We start from the raw sequence: 23,028 nt of genomic DNA on the forward strand, positions 1-23,028 counted from the left end.
GAATTTGTTGAATATATTGGCTGTATGCCCAATAATTTCTGCGGTCTGCGTATATTGACGGTGAGTTGACGATGAGTTGACGCGTTGGCCTCATATTCGACGATTTCCCGATAGTGACGCTCTGTCGAACGCGGCAGAGTCTTTTTCCCCCGCCTTGAGTCATGCAGCAAGCCTCATGTGCGTCAGGGCGTTTAATTGATGAAGGAGATTTCCATGAGCACTACGGATCAAGCAGAACAAACCATCGCCGCAGAAGAACCGATCGCAGAGCAGGCGGCCGAGTTGACCCCGGAAGAGCGCCAGAACGAAGCGCTGCATTCCATCAAGAACCATGCAATGACCGCCATGGGTGTCGGCATCCTGCCGATCCCGGGCCTCGACCTGATCGCCCTGACCGGTGTGCAACTGAGCCTGCTGCGCAAGCTCGGCGGCCTGTACGGTTTTACGCTGTCCGACGAAACCGGCAAGAAACTGCTCGGCTCCGTGCTCAGCGGCTATCTGCCGTTGCTCATCGCTGGTCCCGTCGGCAGCATCCTGAAATTCATCCCGGGCGTGGGCATCGCCGCAGGCGTACTGGCGCAATCGACGCTGGCGGGCGCCACCACCTATGCGATCGGCAAGCTGTTCCTGCAGCACTTTGAATCGGGCGGCACCTTCCTCGACGTCAAGACCAAGGAAATGGGGCAGAAGCTCAAGCAGCAGGTTCAGGAAGGCAAAGACTTCCTGAAGAAGCACGTTCCCGGCGGCAAGAAGGACGCGGTCTGATCCTTGCCTGCACAAGCTGCGGGCAAGGCATACCGGGAGTCAATGCGCTTCCGGTATTTTTTTACGCGTCCCGACGGTGACTGCTGACATGAACGTCCTTCAATGAGTCCGCTGCAAGAATCACGCGCCTGGTTTCCTTTCGGGCTGGGCCGGGAAGACGCGCATATGCGCCTGTTCTGCCTGCCGTTTGCGGGCGGTGGGGCATCCAATTTCCTTTCCTGGCGCACGCGTCTGGAAGATGCCGGGGTGGCCGTGGCGCCGCTCCAGTATCCGGGGCACGAGACGCGCCTGGGCGAAGCGCCGCTGCACGCATGGGATGACATGCTGACGGCCTTGCAGGAAACGATCATGCCTCTGCTGGATCGCCCGTATGTCTTGTTCGGCTACAGCATGGGCGCGCGTCTGGCATCCGCGCTGGCGGCCAGGCTGGCGAACGCCGGTTGGCCGCCGATGCAGCTGATCGTCGCGGCGCATGTGCCCCCGGACTTGCCGTCGCCGGCATTACGGGCGATCGGCCTGGACGACGACGCATTCAAGGCACTGTTATTGCAGTACGGTGGGATCCCTGTCGAGATGTCGCACGAGCCGGCCTTCTGGGAGATGGTGCTGCCGGTGATGCGGGCCGACTTTGCGCTGGCCGCAGCGCCATTCGCGGCCGCGCCTGCCGCATATCCGATCACGGCGTATGCCGGTGCCGACGACAGGCATGCCGATGCAGAAAGCATGGCCGGGTGGCAGCGTTTTACCACAGCAGATTTCGTGCTGAAAGAATTCGCAGGCGATCATTTTTTCCTCCGTAGCGCGGATGTCTGCGCGGCGTTGAACACCGACCTTGCACGTGTGCGGTCGGCCGATTTACACCCACTTGTCTCCGCCTGAGCGGAGCTGCCTCATGAACATCAAAAGAATATTGCCGAAGGTCGTCGCACGTACAGTCACAGGGACAGGCTGCGTACTGCTGCTGTCGGCGCTGAGCGGCGTGCTGCCGGCCCGAGCCAATGCGCAGGACGCCAGCCATCATCTGGGCGCAGGCGCCTTCGTTTCCGATCAGCCGCTGCAGGAGCTGCTCAAGAAGCGTCGCCCGAAAGGCCTGATCTATCTTGCGGTGCCGCAGGCGATCATGGTCGCCAACGAGGGCGGGACCAAGAAGACCAGTTGCTCGCCGCAAATCCAGCTGACCAATTCGTCCAACCAGACGCTGGAAGAACTGGTTGTCGGCATCCGTTACAAGAAAGCCGGCAAGACCATCGGCAGCACCTTGTCGCGCTTCTATCTGATCAAGACCGGCAAGCAGGACATGCATTTCTTCCCCAGCGTGCTCGACACTTCCAGCTGCGAAGAAACCATCGGTGAAGCGGAAGTCATCCAATGCCTGTACGACACCGGCGAGAGCTGCGCCCAGGACGTGCGTGCGTTGGAATACGGCGCCGTGCCATTGAAAATCCAAGACAAGAAATAACAAGGAGTCAACATCATGCCTATCGCATTCTTAATCTATCTGGTGCTGTGCGTTCTGGTCGCCTTCGTCGCGCGCAGGAGCCGGCTGGGATCCCTGCGCACGCTGTTGCTGGCGTTCCTGCTGACACCGCTGGTGGCGTTTATCTATGTGCTGCTGTTTGCCGCCATCGACGACAAGAGCAAGGTGTTCTACAACGGTCCGGCCGAGCGATGATCTGATGCGTCTGACCGAACTTCTTATTCGCGATTCAAAGACGTCGCTGCAACGTCTCGGATTGATGGCCCTCCTGGCCGGCGGCGCCAGTACCGGGATACTGGCGGTGGTCAACTCGGCCGCCACCACGCAGGCCAGCGGCGGCAACCAGCTTATTCCCATCCTGCTCTACGGCCTGGCCTTGCTGGTGTACATTTTCAGCCAGCGCTACGTTTTGCAGACCACCACCGACGAGGTCGAGCGCATTGTCGACGAGCGTCGCCGCAGCCTGATCCGCAAGCTGGCCGACTGCGAACTGCTCGGGGTGGAAAAGATCGGCCACGGCGCCATCTTTTCCGCGATCAACACCGACACGCAGACCATCTCGCAGACTGCCGGAAGCCTGATCCTCGGCGTTCAGGCGGTGATGATGATCTTCTGGACCACCATTTACATCGCTACCTTGTCGATTCCGGCGCTGGCGCTGGTGGTCGTGGTTCTGCTGGTGGCCGCGCGGCTGTATCGCAAGCGCGGCGAGCGTGCCAGTATCGACTTGCGGCGCGCACACGATGAAGTGGTGTCCCTGCACGAAATGGTCGAAGGGCTGCTGGCCGGCTTCAAGGAAGTGAAGCTGTCGAGCCGGCGCGCTGCGGAGTTGTTGCAGGATGCCGTCATGGTGTCCGGACGGACGGCGTTCTTTCGTTCATTGGCGCAGCGCGCGCTGGGCGTCAATTTCGTCTTTTCACAAGTCGCCATTTTCATCTTGCTGGGCACGCTGGTCTTCATCTTGCCCGCGCTCAGCACCACCTTCGCCGACAGCACGGTGAAGGTGCTGACAGCCGTACTGTTCCTGGTCGGCCCGGTATCGGGCGTGATCTCGGCGGCGCCGCAGATTACGGTGGCCAATGCCGCCGCCGAGAATCTGCTGAAGCTGGAAAAACTGTTCGATGAAAACGTGGAACAAGGCATTCCCTCCGGCGACCAGCGCGAGGCCGCAGCGCCGACGGCTGCCTTCGCGGACTTCAATACCCTTGAATTGCGACATCTGACGTTTGCGCGAGGCGAGGGCAGTGAGCGCTTCTCCGTCGGCCCGGTTGACCTGAGCATCCAGCGCGGCGAGACCCTGTTCATCACAGGCGGCAACGGTTCCGGCAAGACCACGTTCATCAAGATGCTGACCGGGCTTTATCCTGCAGACTCCGGCGAGATATTGGTCGACGGCCGGCTGGTGGTCAGGGCCGACATGCAGCGTTATCGCGACATGTTCGGCGCGGTGTTTTCCGATTTTCACCTGTTCCCCACGCTGTACGGCGTCGAGCGCATCGACCGCGAACGTGCGGCCGGCCTGATCGACGAGATGGAAGTCGAGAACAAGGCGCATCTCGACGGTCGCCGCTTCTCCACCGTCGACTTGTCGACCGGCCAGCGCAAGCGGCTGGCCCTGGTGGCGACGCAACTGGAAAACCCGCCGATCATGGTGCTCGACGAATGGGCCGCCGATCAGGACCCGCACTTCCGCGCCAAGTTCTACCAGCTTGTGCTGCCGCGTCTGCGCGCCGACGGCATCACCGTCATCGCCATCACCCACGACGATAAATATTTCCACCACGCAGACCGCCGCCTCCATTTCGAGGAAGGCCGCGTTACCAGTATCTCCAGCAAGGGAGCCGCAACATGAGCACCACAGAAGCATTCCACGCCCCGGCAGTCACCGTCTGGGAGCGATTGTGTCGGCGCCTGAAGTTTTTCAGCAACGACCTGATGATCGTCGCGGTGATCCTCGTGGTGATGATCGCGTTCTTGCTGCCGTCGATGATCGTCACGATTCCGGCCGGCCACCTGGGCGTGTTGTGGAAGCGCTTTGGCGGCGGCACGGTGATCGATCACGTGGAGACGGAAGGCACGCATCTGATGATGCCGTGGGACGTCATGTACGTCTACGACGCGCGACTGCAGAGCGTGGAACGCGAATTCGAAGTGCTGTCCTCGGACGGCCTCAAGCTGATGGCGACGCTGGCCTGGCGCTTCCGCGTGATTCCCGAACACCTCGGCGAGCTGCACAAATATGCCGGTCCGGAGTACGCCGAGACGCTGCTCGGTCAATCGGTCGGCGCGCGTGCACGCGACGTGATTGCGATCTATCGTCCGGAAGACATCTACACCAGCCATCGCCTGGAAATCCAGAATCAGATCTCCGAGTCGGTGCGTTATGACATCAAGAACCGCTTCAATACGGAGCTCCGTTCCGGCCAGAACTGGATCCTGATCGAAGACGTGCTGGTCAAGCGCATCGTGCTGCCGGACGGCGTGGAAGACGCCATCGTGCGCAAGAACGTGGCGCGCCATGAGGTCGAGCAATATGCACTGATCGTCGAGAAGGAACAGCAGGAGAGCGAACGCAAGCGCGTGGAAGCGCTCGGCATCCGCAACTTCCAGGAAATCATCAGCGGCGGCATGTCGGATGCCTATCTGCGCTGGCGCGGCATCGAGGCGACGCTGGAACTGGCGCGTTCCGAGAACGCCAAGGTGGTGGTGATCGGCAACGACAAGACGGGCGGCCTGCCCTTGATTTCCATCAACGGCGACGGCGTGCCACAGAAGAAGGACGCCAAGGATAAAGCGAACGCTCCGCGCGCAGACATCGGCAGGGGCGACACCACGCTTGAGCTGAAATCAGGCGCACGCAACAGCAAGAATGCGGGTGCCGACCCGGTTCCTTCAGAGAAGAGCGCAACGGCAAAAGCGGCCGCCGCTGCCGCTGCCCTCAAACCGGCGGATTCCGCTCGCGATCTCCAGGCACGTGAAGCACACCGGGAACAACGGCCTTTGCGCGACCACCCGCCGATGCCGATGCCGATGCCGCCGCCTTTGCGCTAGATCGGCAGAGGGCTTGAATCAGGCGTGCGCTTCGGCCAATTCCGGCGAAGCCGACGACTGGCGTTCGCCGATTTCTCCCGGCGAGGGCAGGTCAATGCGTCCGTTCGCAATCAGTCGGCCCATAAGCAGTTCTCCGAGCACGTAAGTGTAGGCGGCGCTGAGGCCGGCCGAGGGCAGGGTGCCGGCAAAATAACTGGCGAACGACAGATAGCGCAACGCGGTGGCGCTGAGGCTGCCCGGCGACAAGCCGCCCAGGATTCCCGTGATGACGTCGCGCGCGGCAGTGCGATTGAATTCGGCGTCGTACAGCGCGCATAGCTTTTTCGCCATGCGCACTTGTATCGACAAGGCCGCGGCCATGTCGAGCAAGGGCACGGGAATGGCCATGCTGGCGCCGGCCATGGAGGTATGCCGGATGATCACGTCCTGCGCGTGCAAACGGCGTAACGCGGCGCGGGTGAGCGGGGCGGGCGCAGTCATGTTTTCTCCTGGATGTTCGGGGGGAGGGTATCGATGGACAACCTGCTTGATGGAGTACTTATTCTAGCCTGCTGCGATCATGCAGGTGAGGTTTCAATCTTCAGTTGCCAGGTTGAAATCCGCCGGCAATCTCCGTAAGCGGCAACGGCCCCGACATAATCCGCTGCCCGCGGAAGATCGGCGCAACGCCAGTCGGCAAGCCGGGTTCCGGCCGGCGCATGCGTGAGCCAATCCATCGCGCCGACACGGATGTCGACCGCGTAGCTATCCAGCGCAAGGGACAGTCCGCGTCCCATTGCCTTTGCCACCGCCTCCTTGCGGCTCCAGCAGCGCATCATCGCGTGCGGCGAATCGGGGGCCTCTCGTATCGACCGCAGTTCCTGCGGATGAAATGCGGACGCAATATCGATAAAGTCAGCAGGCGCTTGCACGGACTCGATATCGATCCCCACGTCGCAGTCGCGCCCCAGCACCAGCCACACCTGCGTTCCCGAGTGACTGATGTTGCCCTGCAACGCAGCGCCCGGCAGCATCGGCTTGCCCCACGGATTGACGTCGAATTCTTGTACGCCTGACATGACGCCGCAAGCAATCGCGGCGCGACGCAGCAGGGCGCGTCCATACAAATGCCGGACCGCATCGGCAGCGTGCAGAAAGCGTGCGGCGCGATCCTGTTCCGATGCTGAAGTGTATGGAAGGCAGCAGGCAGTAATGGCGGCGAACCGGTCCGGCGCAAGCGTGACGCCGATGCACAGCGCGCTATGCGACGGCAGCGCCGGGAGGGCAATGTCGAGCGCGGCCTCGGCTGAAAGTACGGCCGCAGGAATTGTCAGCAAGTCAGGTGCAGCCATGGCGAGTCGTCCGGATCATGCGTCATTGCGTCGTGGAATGTTGTCGGTATTTTATGCGCCAAACTCTGGCCCGAAGGCTTTTTTTGAAATGTGAGACGCACGGTATAGTCGCCGAAAGTGCCGGTGCTACCATGGCCGGCAAAGCAGACCGGAAGCCTATGCCAATCAAAATTCCAAGCCGTTTGCCCGCACGAGCCACGCTCAGGGCCGAAGGCGTCATGGTGGTGGATGACCAGAGCGCATGGCCTCGGCACCAGCGATCGCTACGCATCGGCTTGCTTAACCTCATGCCGGACAAGATCAATACGGAAACCCAGATTGCCCGCTTGCTCGGCGCTACCCCCTTGCTGGTCGACCTGACACTGGTGAAGATGACGAACCATGTGCCCAGGAACACGCCGGGCGAACACATGGCGTCGTTTTACCGGAACTGGTCGGACATCAAGGGGCAGAACTTCGACGGCTTCATCATCACCGGCGCACCGATAGAAACGATCCCGTTTGAGGAGGTGCGCTATTGGAATGAGCTCACCGATATCTTTCGCTGGACGCAAACCAACGTCCACAGCAGCTTCAACATCTGCTGGGCGGCACAGGCGGCGTTGCATTATTTTCATGGCATGCCGCGATACCTGCTGGAGGAGAAGGCGTTCGGCATATTCCGGCATCACGGGCTGGATGCAGGCTCGCCGTATCTGAAAGGCTTTCCGGCCGATTTCAATATTCCGGTGTCACGCTGGATGGAAATTCGGCGCGCCGACATTCCGGCGGACAGCGGCATTTCGGTTCTGATGGGTTCCCCGGAAACCGGTCTCTGCCTGCTCAACGATCCGCAACATCGCGCGCTGCATTGCTTCAACCACGTCGAGTACGACACCCACACGCTGGCCGATGAATACTTCCGTGACCGGAAAGCGGGCAAAAACATCGGCCTTCCGAAAAACTATTTTCCCGGCGACTGCGAAACCCTGCCACCGGAAAACCAGTGGCAGGGGCATGCGCATCGCTTATTCGGGAACTGGCTGCATCAGATTGCGGGGACGATCGCCGATAAAACTACGATGGGCGATTTGCATCCAGGACCGTCAGCGCCGCCATGTTGATGATGCGTCGCACGGTGGAGCTTGATGTCAGGATATGCACCGGCGCGTTCACGCCGAGCAGGAACGGACCCACCGCCACGTTGCTGCCCGCGGCTGTCTTGAGCAGGTTGTAGGCGATATTGCCGGCGTCGACATTCGGGCAGACGAGCAGGTTGGCGGAGCCCTTGAGTCGCGAACTCGGCAGGATCTGCAGACGCAGTGCCTCGTCCAAGGCGCAATCGCCATGCATCTCGCCGTCGACCTCCAGCGTCGGCGCCCGCTCGGTAATGATGTCCAGGGCGCGACGCATCTTGCTGCCGGAGGCCGAACTGGCGGAACCGAAATTGGAGCGCGACAGCAGCGCTGCCTTCGGGACGAGGTTCAACCGGGTCATTTGTTCTGCGGCCGCGATGGTGAATTCGGCGATCTGTTCGGCGCTGGGGTCATCGTTGACGTGTGTGTCGACCAATGCCACCGTGCGCTGATCCAGCAACAGGATGTTCATCGCGGCATAGGTGTTCGCACCGGGTTTCTTGCCGATGACCTGGTCGACATAGCGCAGGTGGTCGTGATACGCGCCGACGGTGCCGCAGATCATGCCGTCGGCGTCGCCCAGGCGCACCATCATGGCGCCGATCAGGGTCAGGCGTCGGCGCATCTCGACGCGCGCCATCTCCTTGGTGATGCCTTCACGGCACATCAGGTCCCAGTAGGTGGTCCAGTATTGATGGAAGCGTTCGTCGTAATCCGGGCTGGTGACTTCGACGTCCTGCCCCAGGCGTAGCCGCAAGCCGAATTTCTGGATGCGCGCCAGCAAGACTTCGGGACGGCCGACCAGGATCGGCCGCGCCAGCTTTTCATCGACAATCACTTGCACTGCGCGCAGAACGCGCTCGTCCTCGCCTTCGGTAAAGACGATGCGCGCCTTGTCGCCGTCGCGTACGCGTTGCTTGGCAGCTGCGTACAAAGGCTTCATGAACGCGCCTGAGTGGTAGACGAATTGCTGCAACTGTTCCACGTAGGCATCCAGATCGGCGATCGGTCGCGTGGCGACGCCGCCCTCCATGGCGGCCTTGGCGACTGCCGGCGCGATGCGCACGATCAGGCGTGGATCGAAAGGCTTCGGGATGAAGTACTCGGGACCGAACGACAAGTCGTAGCTGCCGTAGGCTGCTGCGACGACATCGTTCTGTTCTTCTTCCGCCAGGCCTGCGATGGCGTAGACCGCGGCAATTTCCATTTCGCGGGTGATGGTGGTGGCGCCGACGTCCAGCGCGCCGCGGAAGATGTACGGGAAGCACAGCACGTTGTTGACCTGGTTCGGATAGTCCGAGCGGCCGGTCGCCATCACGATATCGTCACGCACCGCCAGTGCAACCTCGGGCAGGATTTCGGGAGTCGGATTGGCCAGCGCCAGGATCAGCGGACGCGCCGCCATGGTAGCGACCATTTCCTTTTTCAGCACGTTGCCGGCGGACACGCCGAGGAACACGTCGGCGCCTTCGATCACCTGTGCCAGCGTGCGCAAGTCGGTCTTGCGCGCATAGCGTTCCTTGTCCGGATCCATCAGTGTCGGGCGTCCTTCGTAGACCACGCCTTCGATGTCGGTCACCCAGATATTCTCCAGCGGCAGGCCCAGGTCCATCATCAGTTCCAGGCAGCCCAACGCGGCTGCGCCGGCGCCCGACACCACCACTTTGACTTCGGCGATGTCTTTCTTGACGACTTTCAGACCGTTGATGAAAGCGGCCGATACCGTGATTGCGGTGCCGTGCTGGTCATCATGGAATACAGGGATCTTCATGCGATCGCGCAGCTGGCGCTCGACGGTGAAGCATTCAGGCGCCTTGATGTCTTCCAGGTTGATGCCGCCGAAGGTCGCTTCCAGGCCGGCAATGATCGTCACCAGCTTGTCCGGATCGGTCTCGTTGATCTCGATATCGAAGACGTCGATGCCGGCGAATTTCTTGAACAGGACCGCCTTGCCTTCCATCACCGGCTTGGACGCCAATGCGCCGATATTGCCGAGCCCGAGGACCGCGGTGCCGTTGGTGATGACGCCCACGAGATTGCCGCGCGCCGTGTAGCGGAAAGCATTGAGCGGATCGGCCACGATCTCTTCGCAGGCCGCGGCCACGCCCGGCGTATAGGCCAGCGTCAGGTCGCGCTGGGTGACCAGGGGCTTGCTGGCGTTGACGGTAATTTTGCCGGGGGTAGGGTACTGGTGGTAATCCAGTGCTGCTTGGCGGTCTGTCGTGTTCATGTGTTCATCCTCTTCCAGAATGCGCCGGCCGATGGCTCAAGGCGCTTGGTTGTCGATTTGTTGTCAGTTTGTTATCGGCGTTGAGTTTCTTGCTGTTGTTGGCGCTCACACCGTTTTTTCTTGGTAATCGTCACCGCAATGACTTGAGGCAAGTTTAGGCAACAACTATATGGAGATCATTTTGATTTATTATGACTCCATCATATTTTTCTAATGAAAGACCATCCTCATGGAGGTTTTTGACGCCAATGCGCTGCTCAGACGCCTAAGCACCCGCCTGAAAATGCGCCATATGCTCTTGTTGTTGCAAATACGGCAACACAAGTCGCTCACGCGCGTGGCCGAGCACATGGCCAGCACGCAACCGGCCATTACCAACGCGCTTTCCGAATTGGAGGGGATGTTCGGCGGTCCGCTGTTCGACCGGTCGGCACGGGGAATGGCGCCCACGGAACTGGGCAAGGTGGTGCTGGAGCGGGCAGAGGCGATGGTCCACGACCTGCGTCATCTGGTGCGCGACATCGAGACGCTTTCCTCCGGCCATGCCGGCCATCTGCACATCGGCATCACGCCTTTCATCTCGGGTCAGCTACTGACCAGCGCGATTCAGCGCACCCGGCCTGACGGCGACCAGCGGCTGACCGTGACGATTCATGAAGGAACCAGCGACCAGCTCCTGGCGCAATTGGGCGAACACGCCCTTGACCTGGTCATCGGGCGCGCATCCTCGGGTGTGAACCTGGAGAACATCCGGTTCGAGGTGCTGTACCGTCAGCAGCCGCGGTTGATCGCCAGCCGCCGCCTGGCGGCGCAACTGGGCCGCGTGCGCCTGGACTGGCACAAGATGGTTGAGCTCGACTGGATCCTCGGCGCCCCCAATACGCCGATGCGGGAGCAGGTGGCCGATATTTTCCTGGGCGCGGGGATCGTCCCTCCGGCGCCGGTCGTGGAGAGCTACTCGGCGAAGTTGATCGGCGAGATGATCGTCTCCAACGAAAGCGCGATATCGATAGTTCCCTCCGATATCGCAGAGGAACTGGTGCGCGTCGCCGGCGTGGCGATCGTGCCATATTCGTTTGAATGGACGCTGTCCCCGATCGCCTTGTTCATGCGCTCGGACGGGGTCGAGCGCAAGGCAGACCAACTGTTCGCCGAAGCCTTGCGCGCGGTCTGCCAGGAGACGTATTCAGGCAGTTAGCGCGGAAGCGACCGGGGCAACCCCGGTTTGCGGGAACCTCAAAAGACTGGGATGATTCCGGCAGGCAGATACACATTCACATGAAGGCATATTGAAAGCGACTATGGTGGAGACAAAGAAAAAGATTGCAGTGGTTGGAACAGGCGTGATCGGCGCGAGCTGGGCTGCGCATTTCCTCGCGCACGGCTTCGACGTGGCGGCGACGGATCCGGCAGAGGGCGCTGAAGAGCGGTTGCGCATGCTGGTCGACCGCTTCTGGCCGGCGCTGGAACGCATCGGCCTGAAGGAGGGCGCCTCGCGTGACCGCCTGAGCTTCCACACATCGCTGGAGGACGCTGTCGCGGGCGCTTACCTGGTGCAGGAGAACGGCCCCGAGCGCATCGATATCAAGCGTGCACTGATTGCCGAGATCGACGCCTTTGCACCGCCCGAGGCCCTGATCGCCACCAGCTCGTCAGGCATCGTCATCAGTGAAATCCAGGACGCCGCAAAGCACCCCGAGCGCGTGCTGCTGGGCCATCCGTTCAATCCGCCGCACCTGATCCCGCTGGTGGAAGTGATCGGCGGACGCCTCACCTCAGAGGACGCCATTGCGCGCGCCATGGCGTTCTACGATTCGGTCGGAAAGAAGGCCATCCACATCCGTAAGGAAGTAAAAGGCCACGTCGCAAACCGCCTTCAGGCGGCGCTATGGCGCGAGGCTTTTCATCTGGTCGAGGAGGGTGTGGTATCGGTCAGCGACATCGACACCGCGATTGCCTACGGCCCCGGCTTGCGCTGGGCGCTGCTTGGTCCGTTCATGAACCTGGAGTTGTCCGGCGGCGCTGGTGGGATCGGTCATATGCTGGAGCATCTGGGGCCGCCGATCGAATCCTGGTGGAAGGATCTGGGCGACGTCTCACTGAATCCAGAGCTGATCGGGCGCTTTGCTCAGGGTGTGAAAGACGAGTTGGGGGATCGCGATATCGTGGCCGTGCAGGCGGAGCGGGATGATGTGTTGCTTTCTTTGTTGGCGCTTAAGGATGGGGCTTCGTATTTGTGAGTGCGAGTATGGTTCGCGACAATCAAAATAATATCTGAGGGAAACAGAAATGGACACTTTTTGGCTAGCCAAAATTCCAGGCGTCGTTGTTGGGGCTTGCACTGGGGTAGCAGTTGTATTGTTTTTTGCGTTGATAGAGAAAGTCTTTAAACGTAGTGTTCCTTCGATTCCAGGGCGAATAGGTGGCGCTATCGTAGTTGTGGTAGCGGTGAGTCTGGCAGGAAACTATAACAATCGACCTTCACCCGAGACCGTACAGCAAGCACTTGAGGAGCAGACGACCAAACTTCTGAATGAATCAAAGGCTACTGACGGGAAAACCTCCTCGGACCTGTTGCAAGAAAATGCGCTGAAAGAAGTCGATCGCCTGACGTCAAAGAGTAAGGGAGATCCAGTGCAAGAGAAAAAGACAGCGAGGGATCTCTTTTTCGGATTCTTTGCCACAAATATCTATGCCCGTCCTGAATACTGCCAAGCAAAAGGCATTGATATTTCCAGTTTCGTTAATGAATTTAAAAAAGCAAACTCAGAGGAAATTATTGTGATGAGGAAAAGTTTATCTGACGACGATATAGAGAAATATCGCCAAGTGATGAAAGCCACTATTGATAAGACAGTAGCATTTCAAATGAAAAGTTGGGCTGATGAGTTGAAGGTTTCAACTGACGAGGTTTGCTTACGAATCAAAGAGAATCCGACCCCGATAGCCGAATCCCTCGCATTTAAAGATGTCCTTCCAGAAGTTCGCAAGACGTTGGTAAACTGAAAAGGCGAATTTGGTGCGACAACGGTCATATTCAATGCGCTGGAGCCGGAGCATTTCGGGAATCCACCACGGCATTTTCTGTTTGCCTGTAAGCCAGCGGTGCACAGTGTGTTTGTTGCGTTTGAGGCGTCTGCCGATTTCCTCGGCGGATTGGCCTTGGGCATAGTACTGAAATTCAACCGGATTACCGTAATCACAAATTTCGCATAATTTACATTATGTAAAATGACATAAGCAAGTATTTGAGATGTTCCTGGCGATTCCCTATAACCCGCCCGACGCTGCCCGACAGCCGTCTCCCCGAATACCAGCCTCCCATCCATTCTTGCCCGTCATGGAAAGGTCAAGTCCAGTCCCAGCGTCCTGGCAAGGACGTAAGTGAAAAGCCCCAGGCCCGCCAGCGATAGCACCACGACCGTGACCACCTTGCCGCTCGCGCGCAACACCGCACGCGGTCCTTTCTCCTTCCCTTGATCGTAATGCCACTTGATGGCGTAGAACATGCCCGTGCCGAGCACGAGAACTTTGAACGTAACGAAGACTATCGGGACCCATTCCATCTTTTTAATACTTCCAGGCTATTGCTTGATACCAGTTATCGTGCGGAGAACTACCTTGAAACGCGACGTCAGCAGCTTCATTTTTACCCGAACCATCACCGCCAGGCGGCCATGCAAGGATGGCGCTGCTGCACGTCCTGACGCATACTACTTGAAAGCAATTTCCATACATTGAGACAAAATGTCCCAGTCAAAAAGCATACAAGATGAAAATTCGCCGCTCTGGTTGCCGCGCCTGGCTGTGCATGGCGGGCCACGGTTTTTGCAGATTGCGGATGCGTTGCAGGCGGCGGTGGCCGAAGGATCGCTGAAACCGGGTGCCCGTCTGCCTACGCAGCGCCAATTGGCGGCACGGCTGGGCGTCGATCTGACGACGATCACGCGCGCTTACGACGAAGCCAGGCGCCGCAACTTGCTGGAGGGCCGAGGCGCCCGCGGCACCTATGTCGCGGCGCCGAAAGTCGAATTGACCGCTATCCTCGACCTGAGCATGAACACCCCGCCACCGCCGGCTGGCGTGGATTTTGACGACATGTTGAAGCAAGGTTTGTCTCAGGTGCTGATGCGGGCAGACAATGAATTGCTGATGACTTACCACCTGGCCGGGGGAAGCGACTCCGACCGCAAGGCCGGCGCCAAATGGCTGGCGCCGATGTTTGGGCATCTGGATTTTGGGCAAGTTGTGGTTTGTCCGGGTGCGCAAGCGGCAATCGCCGCATTGATCCTTGCGTTGACGGAGCCTGGCGATGTCATCCTGGCAGAACCAGCGAGTTATCCCGGCTTGCGTACCGCAGCGGCCCAATTCGGCCGACGCATCGTTGCGGTGGAAGCGGACAAGCACGGGATGGTGCCTGAGCGACTTGAGGAAGCGTGTCGCCAGTACCAGCCTGGGCTGGTTTACCTCAATCCGACGTTACAGAACCCGACCGCCGTCACCATTCCGGAACGGCGGCGCAAGGAGCTCGCCGGCATCGCCAGGCGCTGCACTGTACGCATCGTCGAGGATGATCCCTACTGGCTCCTTGCCGATGCCCCGCCGCCTGTCGCCACGTTTGCCCCGGAACAGGTGGTCTACATCTCTACCCTGTCGAAATGCCTCACGCCCGGCTTGCGTGTCGCTTTCGTACTGATACGCGACCCGCACGAACGCGAACGTTTCCTGGTCGCGCTCAGATCGTTTGCGCTGATGGTGGCGCCGCTGACTGCTGCGCTGGCCACCCAGTGGATCATGGATGGTTCGGCGGGCGGATTGATGGAAGGCGTACGCAACGAGGCGCGCCTGCGCCACCGGATGGCGCGGGATATTCTGGCGGGGCGGTATAGCGGCACCGGCGACGGCTTGCATGTATGGCTCGAGTTGCCGGGCTATTGGAACTCCTCGCAGCTTGCGCGTGCAGCCGGTAGCGAGGGCATCGCAGTCACGCCGGCGGAGGCGTTCGCAACTGGCGGCGCATCCGTGAATGCAATTCGGATCTCGTTGGGAAGCATCAAGGATCGCGGACGTTTGCAGGCCGGTCTTCAGCGGCTGTCGCATCTGCTCGCGCGGCGGCCGGAGTCGTTCAGCGCCGCCGTGGTTTAACTGTCCGGAAGCCGGCGTTTGAAGTTACCGCCAGGCCGAATCAGGAATGGTGCTCAATTTCCTGAATCCAGGTTTGGCGAACCAATAGCCCTGCATGAGCGTGATGCCCGCGCTCAGTAGAAAGTCGCGTTCCGCAGCGGTTTCGATACCTTCCGCAAGCACGCGGATATTCAGACTTTTACAAATGGCGGCGATTCCGGCCACGATTGCCTGGCGCGGCTTGTTGCTATCCACATCGCGTACCAGGTCCATGTCGATCTTGATGAGATCAGGCTGATACTCCGCCAGCAGGTTCAAGCCGGCATAACCGGCGCCGAAATCGTCAATGGCCGTCTGGAATCCAAAACGATGGTACTCCTTGAAAATGTTGACCAGGTGCGGCCGGTCCTGGACACGCTCGCCCTCGGTCACTTCGAAGATGATGTTTTCAATCGGGAAGTTATATTTGCGGGCTGCCGCGAACGTGCTGCGGATACAGACTTCGGGGCGATACACCGCGTTGGGAAGAAAGTTGATCGATAACAGTTCGGTCATCCCGAGTATCGATGCCCCCTCCACCGCCCTCACCCGGCATGCCTGGTCAAACCGGTAGCGATTGTTGTCGTTGACCTGCGCTAATACGCTGGCGGCAGACTCCCCTTGCGGACCGCGCACCAGCGCTTCATACGCATAAATCGATTTGGTTGTGAATTCAACAATCGGCTGATAGGCATAGTCGAATTGGATGTCCAATTCTGCAGAGTCGGCGCAGCCGCTGCAACCACGTTCGAGCGCTTGGCCCTCGCTGTCGTGAGGGATGTCCGGGCGTATGGGGATCATGTCAATTCCATCCATCAAGATTTGTGTGGAATCGCCATCATGCCCCAGGAAGCGATATTTTTTTGCATTTTTTATTGCGTCGCCTGTCGAACCTCCGAGAGTCGAGATGATGTCGCGCGCGCCCGAACTGACGTCACCGCGAAAACCGCTGCACTTCGCGCCAGCCTATCCATTCTTTCGCCGCCTGTTTCATCACCTCGGTCACATCTTCGGCCGACAGGCCGATGGCGGCGGCTCGTTCAAACAGCGACGGCATCGCCTGCAGCTTCTCTTCTTCGGCTGCGACGTCGATGTCGGCAATCAATGCGGCCAGGTTCAGCAAGCGCACCAGTTGCTGGCGGCGGCTGTCTTCCACCCAGCCCGATAACGCCGGCGTCTTGTAGAACCGCACCGCGCCGACGAACAGGCTCGGAATTTTCCAGTCTTCCATCATGGAGACAGACAATTGCACGCGATCGCAGCCGAAGCGTTCCCGTTCCAGCTTCATCAGCTCGTCGACGGTGGCCGAGGCGTTTGCCGACAGGAGTTCTCCATACGCATCGGGACGCACCGCCGCCAGGCCCAGTCTGCCGATACCCGCCAGCAGTCCGCAAGTGAACAATTCAGCCGTCGGTGCGATCGGGCGGCGCTCGCCGATTGCCTGGGCCACGCATGCCATGGCCAGCGACCGCGACCAGAACTGGTTGTAATCGAATCCGCGGCAGGCGCCGCTCTGGTAAGAACTGATGAGCGATACGCCGAGTGCGACCTGGCGCACCGCCTGTATGCCGATAAGCAGCAGGACTTCCGTTGACACGGCAATGATCGGGCGTGCCTGGGCGCGCTTGCCGAGGTTTGCGAGCTGGATCAGCCGTCCCGCCAGCACCGGGTCGGCCTGTATTTGCGCAGCCAGGTCGCTCAACGAGACATTGTCGCTACGGCACATGCGCATGACGTTCAGGGCCACGCCCGTCGGCGATGGCAACGTCCGGACTTCCTTGAGTTCGTTGAAATCTATTTTGTCGCTCATGGCTAGTGGATGTCCTCATCTTTATGGGCGTTGAGGATGGCGTGGATTTGTCCCATGTCTCTCAATAGCGCTTCCACGCAGTCGGGATCGAAATGGCTGCCGGCATTCTGCCTGAGCCAGCCGGTGGCTCTTTCGATGCTCCAGGCCGCCTTGTATGGACGGCTTGACGTCAGCGCGTCGAAGACGTCAGCAACGGCGACGAGGCGCCCATAGAGCGGGATATCTTTGCCTTTCAGCCCGTGCGGATAGCCGCTGCCGTCGAATTTCTCGTGGTGTGTCAGCGCGATCACCGAGGCGTTACGCATGAGCTTCGAATTGCCATCCTTGAGAATCTGCGCGCCGATCAACGGGTGGGTCCGCATGATTTGCATCTCCGCATCGTCCAGTCGACCTGGCTTGAGCAGGATGTGGTCAGGGATGCCGATTTTTCCGATGTCGTGCAGTGGCGCGGCGTCATGGATATCGTTTTGTTCTTCCACAGATAGCCCGAGGTTGGCCGCCGCCAGACGGGCATAGCCCGCCATGCGCAGCAAATGCGCACCTGTTTCCGGGTCCCGGTACTGGGCTGCAGTTGCAAGCCGGCCAGCAGTTGCCTGCTCGTTTTGCTGCATTTTTTCGTCGGCCTCCTGCACTTTGCATTCGAGGCTGCGGGCAAGCCCGCTTTGGCGCAGTTGAGATTTGCGCAGGTTCAACATGTTGCAGACGCGGGAGCGCAACTCGACCTTGTTGACCGGTTTGGTGAGGAAGTCGTTGGCGCTCAGCTCCAGCGCCGCGTGCCTCACGGTGGTTTTGGCGTCTGTGCTGATCATGATGACCGGAACATGATCCTGTCCCGACAAAAGTCGGAATTGCTCAAGGAAGGCAAAGCCGTTCATATCCGGCATCATGTAATCCAGCAGCAGCAAGTCCGTTTCATGCTCGCGGCACCAGTCCAGGGCATGGGCAGGATCGGAGGCCCCGAAGATGGTCGTATCCGGGATGTCTTCCAGCAGGTGCGAAAACAGGGCGAGGTTGATGCGGTCGTCGTCGACGATCAGTACGTTCATGTTGTTTCCTTCATTTCTTCAATACGCTGTTGCACGCAGTGAAATGCCTTGAGCAACTCCTGGCAACGCTGGTTGAGTTGGAGGCAGTCGCCCTCTCGTGCCGCCGCTTCGGCGACGCCCGCCAGCGCAGCGATTCGGGACGCCCCGAGATTGCCGGCGGATCCGGCCAGGCGATGCAGTAACTCAAGGGCGGCGGGTATGTCCCGGTTCAGTGCCGCTTGCTGTAACGCGTCGATGACCGGCCGGGTGTTGACGACGAAGAATGACAACATCGATTGCATGGTGTCGCGGTCGTCGTCGAACAGTTCTTGCAGGCGCCTCATGTCGAGCGCTTCCGGCTGCCCGGCGCCCAAGCCAGAACCGGCAGCACTGCCGTGCCGCTGTACATGTCCGGCCAGCACCGATTCCAGTCGATCGCGCAGGATCGGTTTGCTGAGGTAGTCATCCATGCCGGCTTCCAGGCACCGCTCGCGGTCGCCCATCATCGCGTTTGCCGTCATGGCAATCACCGTAATGTGCCGGCCGCTGGTATGTTCGCCCGCGCGGATGCGGCGCGTCGCCTCGAAGCCATCCATTTCCGGCATCTGGCAATCCATCAGCACCGCAGCATAGGTGCCGCGGTCGAGCATTGCCAATGCCTCCCTTCCATTCACGGCGACGTCGACGTCGTATCCCAGAAAATTCAGCTGATGCACTGCGACCTTTTGATTCATGAGGTTGTCTTCGACCAGCAGGATGGGCAGATTGACGTACGTTTTTTTTACGGGGGGAACGGCGGTCTGTTCGTCCGGGGCGGCTGGCTTTGCCGCATCGGGGATCGCCGGCGGGATGCTGCGCGCCGCCAGAGCATTGCAGAAGACGTCTTTCCTGAGCGGCAACATGAGAATCGGGGCATCGGTGGCCATCGCCAGATCGTCACGGACGTCTTCATCGGCGGCCAACAGCAGCCAAGCCCCTGCCCGGTTCCACGCGGTGCGGACCTCGGCGAGTTTTTCGAGGCAAAAGTCATGTACCGCGGTGTCGATGACGACGATGGCGCCAGGGGCCAGCCTGGCTGCAAGCTCCCGCCCCTGCCCCAGGCTCAGGGCGCTGCGCACCGACATTCCCGCTGCGGCGGCATACTTGCGCAAGGCCCTGGCGCTCTCGTCGTCCGGCGCCACCAGCAGCATCTCTCCCTGCAACTGGTTTGAATTTCCGGCCTTCTTGATGACCGGCATCGCAAGCTCGAACCAGAATGCCGAACCATGCCCAACGCGACTTTCGACGCCGATCTGCCCTCCCATCAGGCTGACCAGGCGCTTGCAGATGGAAAGTCCGAGGCCGGTGCCGCCGTACTTGCGCGTCACGGATCCGTCGGCCTGGACGAACGGCATGAAGAGTTTGTCCAGGGCCCGGCTGTCGATGCCGACCCCGGTATCGGTCACCTGGAAGCGGATGCGGCACTGGCCCGGCGCCTCGTCGACGAGCCTGGCACTGACGGCTATTTCCCCAAAGGAGGTGAACTTGACGGCGTTGCTCAACAGGTTGAGCAATATCTGCCGCAAACGACCGGGGTCGCCGCGGACCATGTCCGGCAGGTTGGTGTCGACATAGCTGCTGAGGCGTACGCCTTTTTCCCTGGCGCGGGACGCGAGCACGTCGACGCTGGCTTCGACGATGCCCAGCAACTCGACTTCGCGCGCTTCGATATCCAGTTTTCCGGCATCGATCTTCGAGAAATCGAGGACGTCGTCGATGATGTTCATCAACGATTGTGCAGACTCCTCTATCCCTTTGGCGAAGCCGTCCTGTTGCGCGTCCAGCGGTGTGGTCCGGATCAGTCCTGCCATGCCCAGGATCGCATTCATCGGCGTGCGGATTTCATGGCTCATGGTCGACAGGAACTCGCCGCGCGCGGAGTTGGCCTTGTCGGCGGCATCCTTTGCGTTTTGCAACTGGCATTCCACATCTTCCCGCCGCCGCATGAAGCGCCAGAGCGACACGCTGTAGATGAAGATAGCCGCTGCCAGCGCGAACATGGCCGGTTGCAGTTGGTGCACGGCAGGCAACGCCGCGTCCAGGCGAAGGCTGCAGCCCAACGCGGCGATTGCCAGCAATAGGCCCGCCGACAGGAACACATGACGCACGCCGACACAGCGCCAGAGGCCCGACAGTCGCGCGGTTGCTGAGGTCACAACATGTTCCCGTAAGCCAGCGCGTCTGCGCCGACCTGGACTGCGACATCGTTGAGGATGTGGTCGATCTTGGACAAATCGCCGAGTACGGCATTGAGTTCCGCCAGTGCCGCAATGGAAGCCTTGGTGGGCGGCAGGCGGGTCTCGTAGACAGAGCCTTCCCATACGAACTCGACAACTCCGGATGCCATGGCCAGCTTTTCCTGGTCGATCCGCTGTTGCAGGAGCCGGCATTCATCCATCAGCGCCCGCACGAATGAGACACGGCGTTCGCACATCAGTCGGGAATAATCGGCAATACCGGTTGCCATAACGAATTCGTGGTTTTTCATATTTTCCCTAGCCCCTTTCAGATTTGCACGTTTCATCCCATAATGGGACCCAAAGTTGCCGCAAAGCAGGCAGCAAAACAAAATCTCATCGAATAAATCAATTTTAACAAATTAAACATTAAATTTGCAAATTTATTTAATTCGTTTAAAATTCAATCAATATGATAGGAAACGTTGCCATGACGACTGCCGAGGTATGCACAACCCAGGAAGCTGCCCAGATCCTGGGCATTTCCGTGACATCGGTTCAGCAACTGGTGGAATCCGGCGTGATCGAGGCGTGGAAGACAAAAGGCGGACATCGCCGCATCCCTCTGGCTGCCGTGGAAGCATATAAAGCCGCGCCGCATACGCCGCAAGACACTCACGACAAGCCGGTGCTCAACAAGAAGACCTCCATCCTGGTGGTGGAGGACAACAAGATGCAACGCGACATCTACGCAAAGAAGATCGCGTCGTGGAACTTGCCTGCGACCACGACGTTTTGTGAAAACGGCTATCAGGCCCTGGTGGAAATCGCCAGCAACAAACCGGACATCGTGCTGGCCGACATCGTCATGGACGGCATCGACGGCTACGAGGTGATCACCACCATCCTCAGCTACCCTTCGCTGTCGGACATCAACATCGCCATCGTGTCGAGCCTGGCGCCGGAAGAACTGGATGCGCGCGGCGGCGTTCCGGAAGGCGTCGTGTTTTTCCGCAAGCCGGTCAACTATGACGAGCTGTCCGGCTATCTCCGCGCATGCTGCGCCCAAAAGGCCCGGGCAGCGCGCGCCTAGCCACTTTTTAGAAGTATGACGCCATGAGTTTTTCACATCGTCCCCAGATGCCTGTCTCGCGCCTGCAGAAATTGCGCGACGCACTGGAGGCCTGCGTCGGCGTCATCCTTTGCATCTGCGCCGCCCTGCTCCTCGCCGGACTATGGGCGTCGGCATGGTGGCAGCTGGACAAGAGCTATCGTGACGAAGTCGACAGCGCCAGGCGAGACGCGATCAGCCTGTCCCTGTTGTTCAAGGAACACGCCACCCGCACGGTCGAATCCACCGACCAGGCTGTGGTTTATCTGCGCTCCCGATATAACGCCCTGGGAAGCAGCCTCGACATCAACAAGGAATTGAAGGACGGCGTCGCGCCGTCGGAGGTCTTCAATCTTTTCTCCATCGTCAACGAGAAAGCTGACGTCATCCTGTCGACCAAGCCGTTCAAGCCTCTTAATCTTGCTGATCGCGAACACATCAAGGTGCACATGCAATCGGCCAACACGGGTTTGTACATCAGCAAGCCCTTGCTCGGCCGTGTCTCGGGAAAATGGTCGCTGCAGATGACGCGCCGCATCAGCGGGCCTGACGGCGCGTTCAACGGCGTGGTCATTGCGTCGATGGATCCGGGATATTTCACCTCAATTTACCAAAAGGTCGACGTCGGGCAACTGGGCTCCATTTCACTTGTGGGCGACGATGGCGTGCTGCGCGTGCGCCATGTCGGAGCAGACGACTCCATGGGGCAGGACATCTCCGGCAGCGAGGTATTCCAGGCGATGCGCAGCCACGGCAGCGGCATGCTGCGCGCCACCAGCATCATCGATCATCGCGACCGTTTCTACGCTTATCAGAAACTGGACAACTATCCTTTGTACGTCACTGTCGGCATCGATCTGGATGAACGTCTCGACGGCTATCGCAAGACCCGGAGTCAGACGTTGACGCTGACGAGCCTGGCGTCGCTGCTCATCATCCTCGGCACCGCCGCACTTGTCATCCTCATCGGCCACCTGATAGAAAGCCGTCGGGAAGCCCTGCTGGCGCGCAAGGCTAAACTACATTTCCTGTCGAACATGTCCCATGAGTTCCGCACTCCGCTCAACGGCATCCTGGGCTATTCGGAAACACTGGCCGAAGACCTCGCCGGCACCCGGCACGGCGAATTTGCAGGCGCCATCCAGGAAAGCGGGCTGCGTTTGCTCGCATTGGTTGATTCGGTACTGGAACTGAGCGCCCTGCGCTCGGGAAAAATCAGCCTGAATATCAGCCAGGAGAAACTGGCCGACATCATCACGCACGCCGTCAGTACGCATCAGGAAGTTGCTGCCAAAAAGGGACTGCAAATCCAATCCCACATCGCCGCTGACGTGCCGCCTTACGTGCAATGCGATCGGGTCAGGCTACTGCAGGTGCTGGACAAGCTGCTCGACAATGCGTGCCGGTTTACCGACAGCGGATTCGTGCGTCTGACGGTGGAAACCGATGGAAAGGGATTGCTGTTCAGCATCATCGATACGGGCCCGGGCATCCCTGTTGCCTTGCAGAAAACCATCTTTGAAAAATTCACGCAGACCGACGACTCGGCTGCGCGTCCCCATGATGGCGCGGGACTCGGACTGACCATCGCCGCCCTGCTGGTCGAGCTCATGGGCGGTGAAATTACCGTCCGCTCCGATGTCGGCGCCGGCAGCACTTTTTCTTTCCGCCTGCCGTCATTGGACGGGACAGTGCCCGATGCAACGCGTACAATAAAACGACAATAAGCCAGAG

Annotated in this window: 22 protein-coding genes; 13 read left to right on the top strand and 9 right to left on the bottom strand. The window is 59.8% G+C overall.

What is annotated here, in order from left to right:
* Positions 1 to 213: 213 nt before the first annotated feature.
* The 6 genes from ACIROY_RS02755 (at position 214) to ACIROY_RS02780 (ending at position 5,293) form a co-directional block, all read left to right on the top strand.
* Entirely contained in the window at positions 214 to 765 is a 552-nt protein-coding gene (locus ACIROY_RS02755) for a YcjF family protein (RefSeq protein ID WP_402339440.1), read from the top strand.
* Positions 766 to 867: 102 nt separating this feature from the next.
* On the top strand, positions 868 to 1,644 hold the full coding sequence (locus ACIROY_RS02760) for a thioesterase II family protein (protein ID WP_402339443.1): 777 nt from the start codon (positions 868 to 870) through the stop codon (positions 1,642 to 1,644).
* A gap of 13 nt (positions 1,645 to 1,657) precedes the next feature.
* Positions 1,658 to 2,224 (top strand): hypothetical protein, encoded by a 567-nt coding sequence (locus ACIROY_RS02765; RefSeq protein ID WP_402339445.1) that lies wholly within the window; start codon positions 1,658 to 1,660, stop codon positions 2,222 to 2,224.
* A 15-nt stretch (positions 2,225 to 2,239) separates the two neighbouring features.
* Complete coding sequence (locus ACIROY_RS02770; protein WP_116432771.1) at positions 2,240 to 2,437, top strand: hypothetical protein; 198 nt, start codon at positions 2,240 to 2,242, stop codon at positions 2,435 to 2,437.
* 4 nt (positions 2,438 to 2,441) lie between these two features.
* A complete protein-coding gene (locus ACIROY_RS02775) occupies positions 2,442 to 4,094 on the top strand; it encodes a cyclic peptide export ABC transporter (RefSeq protein ID WP_402271442.1) in 1,653 nt (550 codons plus the stop codon).
* On the top strand, positions 4,091 to 5,293 hold the full coding sequence (locus ACIROY_RS02780; RefSeq protein WP_402339447.1) for a prohibitin family protein: 1,203 nt from the start codon (positions 4,091 to 4,093) through the stop codon (positions 5,291 to 5,293). The genes ACIROY_RS02775 and ACIROY_RS02780 overlap by 4 nt, the downstream gene beginning before the upstream one ends.
* Positions 5,294 to 5,311: 18 nt before the next feature.
* On the opposite strand, the gene ACIROY_RS02785 is transcribed toward ACIROY_RS02780, so the two are convergent.
* Together ACIROY_RS02785 and ACIROY_RS02790 are read right to left on the bottom strand one after the other, a co-directional pair.
* Positions 5,312 to 5,773 (bottom strand): DUF697 domain-containing protein, encoded by a 462-nt coding sequence (locus ACIROY_RS02785; RefSeq protein ID WP_402339450.1) that lies wholly within the window; start codon positions 5,771 to 5,773, stop codon positions 5,312 to 5,314.
* A gap of 77 nt (positions 5,774 to 5,850) precedes the next feature.
* The gene (locus tag ACIROY_RS02790; protein WP_402339453.1) at positions 5,851 to 6,624 is read right to left on the bottom strand and encodes a 4'-phosphopantetheinyl transferase family protein; all 774 of its coding nucleotides are present in this window, start codon (positions 6,622 to 6,624) and stop codon (positions 5,851 to 5,853) included.
* A 131-nt stretch (positions 6,625 to 6,755) separates the two neighbouring features.
* Here ACIROY_RS02790 and ACIROY_RS02795 point away from each other — a divergent pair, with 131 nt between their 5' ends.
* A complete protein-coding gene (locus ACIROY_RS02795; protein ID WP_402271433.1) occupies positions 6,756 to 7,727 on the top strand; it encodes a homoserine O-succinyltransferase in 972 nt (323 codons plus the stop codon).
* Here the strand turns inward: ACIROY_RS02795 and ACIROY_RS02800 are convergent.
* Complete coding sequence (locus ACIROY_RS02800) at positions 7,681 to 9,969, bottom strand: NADP-dependent malic enzyme (protein WP_402271431.1); 2,289 nt, start codon at positions 9,967 to 9,969, stop codon at positions 7,681 to 7,683. The genes ACIROY_RS02795 and ACIROY_RS02800 overlap by 47 nt on opposite strands.
* A 229-nt stretch (positions 9,970 to 10,198) precedes the next feature.
* Between ACIROY_RS02800 and ACIROY_RS02805 the strand changes: the two genes are divergently transcribed.
* The 3 genes from ACIROY_RS02805 (at position 10,199) to ACIROY_RS02815 (ending at position 12,975) form a co-directional block, all read left to right on the top strand.
* Positions 10,199 to 11,167 (top strand): LysR substrate-binding domain-containing protein, encoded by a 969-nt coding sequence (locus ACIROY_RS02805; RefSeq protein WP_402339456.1) that lies wholly within the window; start codon positions 10,199 to 10,201, stop codon positions 11,165 to 11,167.
* Positions 11,168 to 11,270: 103 nt separating this feature from the next.
* Entirely contained in the window at positions 11,271 to 12,209 is a 939-nt protein-coding gene (locus ACIROY_RS02810) for a 3-hydroxyacyl-CoA dehydrogenase NAD-binding domain-containing protein (RefSeq protein ID WP_402339458.1), read from the top strand.
* 49 nt (positions 12,210 to 12,258) lie between these two features.
* Positions 12,259 to 12,975 carry a hypothetical protein gene (locus ACIROY_RS02815; RefSeq protein ID WP_402339461.1) on the top strand — a complete coding sequence of 239 codons (717 nt, stop codon included), beginning with the start codon at positions 12,259 to 12,261 and terminating at the stop codon, positions 12,973 to 12,975.
* A 332-nt stretch (positions 12,976 to 13,307) separates the two neighbouring features.
* On the opposite strand, the gene ACIROY_RS02820 is transcribed toward ACIROY_RS02815, so the two are convergent.
* Positions 13,308 to 13,535 (bottom strand): hypothetical protein, encoded by a 228-nt coding sequence (locus ACIROY_RS02820; protein ID WP_402271406.1) that lies wholly within the window; start codon positions 13,533 to 13,535, stop codon positions 13,308 to 13,310.
* A 181-nt stretch (positions 13,536 to 13,716) separates the two neighbouring features.
* Here ACIROY_RS02820 and ACIROY_RS02825 point away from each other — a divergent pair, with 181 nt between their 5' ends.
* Positions 13,717 to 15,114 carry a PLP-dependent aminotransferase family protein gene (locus ACIROY_RS02825; RefSeq protein WP_402339464.1) on the top strand — a complete coding sequence of 466 codons (1,398 nt, stop codon included), beginning with the start codon at positions 13,717 to 13,719 and terminating at the stop codon, positions 15,112 to 15,114.
* A 24-nt stretch (positions 15,115 to 15,138) separates the two neighbouring features.
* Here ACIROY_RS02825 and ACIROY_RS02830 read toward each other — a convergent pair whose 3' ends face one another.
* From ACIROY_RS02830 to ACIROY_RS02850, 5 genes are all read right to left on the bottom strand, one after another.
* Entirely contained in the window at positions 15,139 to 15,933 is a 795-nt protein-coding gene (locus ACIROY_RS02830) for an EAL domain-containing protein (RefSeq protein ID WP_402271402.1), read from the bottom strand.
* 133 nt (positions 15,934 to 16,066) lie between these two features.
* Positions 16,067 to 16,942 (bottom strand): HDOD domain-containing protein, encoded by an 876-nt coding sequence (locus tag ACIROY_RS02835; RefSeq protein ID WP_402271400.1) that lies wholly within the window; start codon positions 16,940 to 16,942, stop codon positions 16,067 to 16,069.
* A 2-nt stretch (positions 16,943 to 16,944) separates the two neighbouring features.
* Positions 16,945 to 17,988, bottom strand: coding sequence for an HD domain-containing phosphohydrolase (locus tag ACIROY_RS02840; RefSeq protein ID WP_402271397.1), 1,044 nt, complete (start codon positions 17,986 to 17,988; stop codon positions 16,945 to 16,947).
* Complete coding sequence (locus ACIROY_RS02845; protein ID WP_402339467.1) at positions 17,985 to 20,162, bottom strand: ATP-binding protein; 2,178 nt, start codon at positions 20,160 to 20,162, stop codon at positions 17,985 to 17,987. Before ACIROY_RS02845 ends, ACIROY_RS02840 begins: the two co-directional genes overlap by 4 nt.
* Positions 20,159 to 20,494 (bottom strand): hypothetical protein, encoded by a 336-nt coding sequence (locus tag ACIROY_RS02850; RefSeq protein WP_402271392.1) that lies wholly within the window; start codon positions 20,492 to 20,494, stop codon positions 20,159 to 20,161. Before ACIROY_RS02850 ends, ACIROY_RS02845 begins: the two co-directional genes overlap by 4 nt.
* 179 nt (positions 20,495 to 20,673) lie before the next feature.
* Here ACIROY_RS02850 and ACIROY_RS02855 point away from each other — a divergent pair, with 179 nt between their 5' ends.
* Together ACIROY_RS02855 and ACIROY_RS02860 are read left to right on the top strand one after the other, a co-directional pair.
* On the top strand, positions 20,674 to 21,276 hold the full coding sequence (locus tag ACIROY_RS02855; RefSeq protein ID WP_402271390.1) for an excisionase family DNA-binding protein: 603 nt from the start codon (positions 20,674 to 20,676) through the stop codon (positions 21,274 to 21,276).
* A gap of 23 nt (positions 21,277 to 21,299) precedes the next feature.
* Positions 21,300 to 23,021 carry an ATP-binding protein gene (locus ACIROY_RS02860; RefSeq protein WP_402339470.1) on the top strand — a complete coding sequence of 574 codons (1,722 nt, stop codon included), beginning with the start codon at positions 21,300 to 21,302 and terminating at the stop codon, positions 23,019 to 23,021.
* Positions 23,022 to 23,028: the final 7 nt, after the last annotated feature.

The organism is Herbaspirillum sp. NPDC101396 (assembly GCF_044767365.1).
In the GTDB taxonomy this organism is placed as follows: Bacteria; Pseudomonadota; Gammaproteobacteria; order Burkholderiales; family Burkholderiaceae_D; genus Herbaspirillum.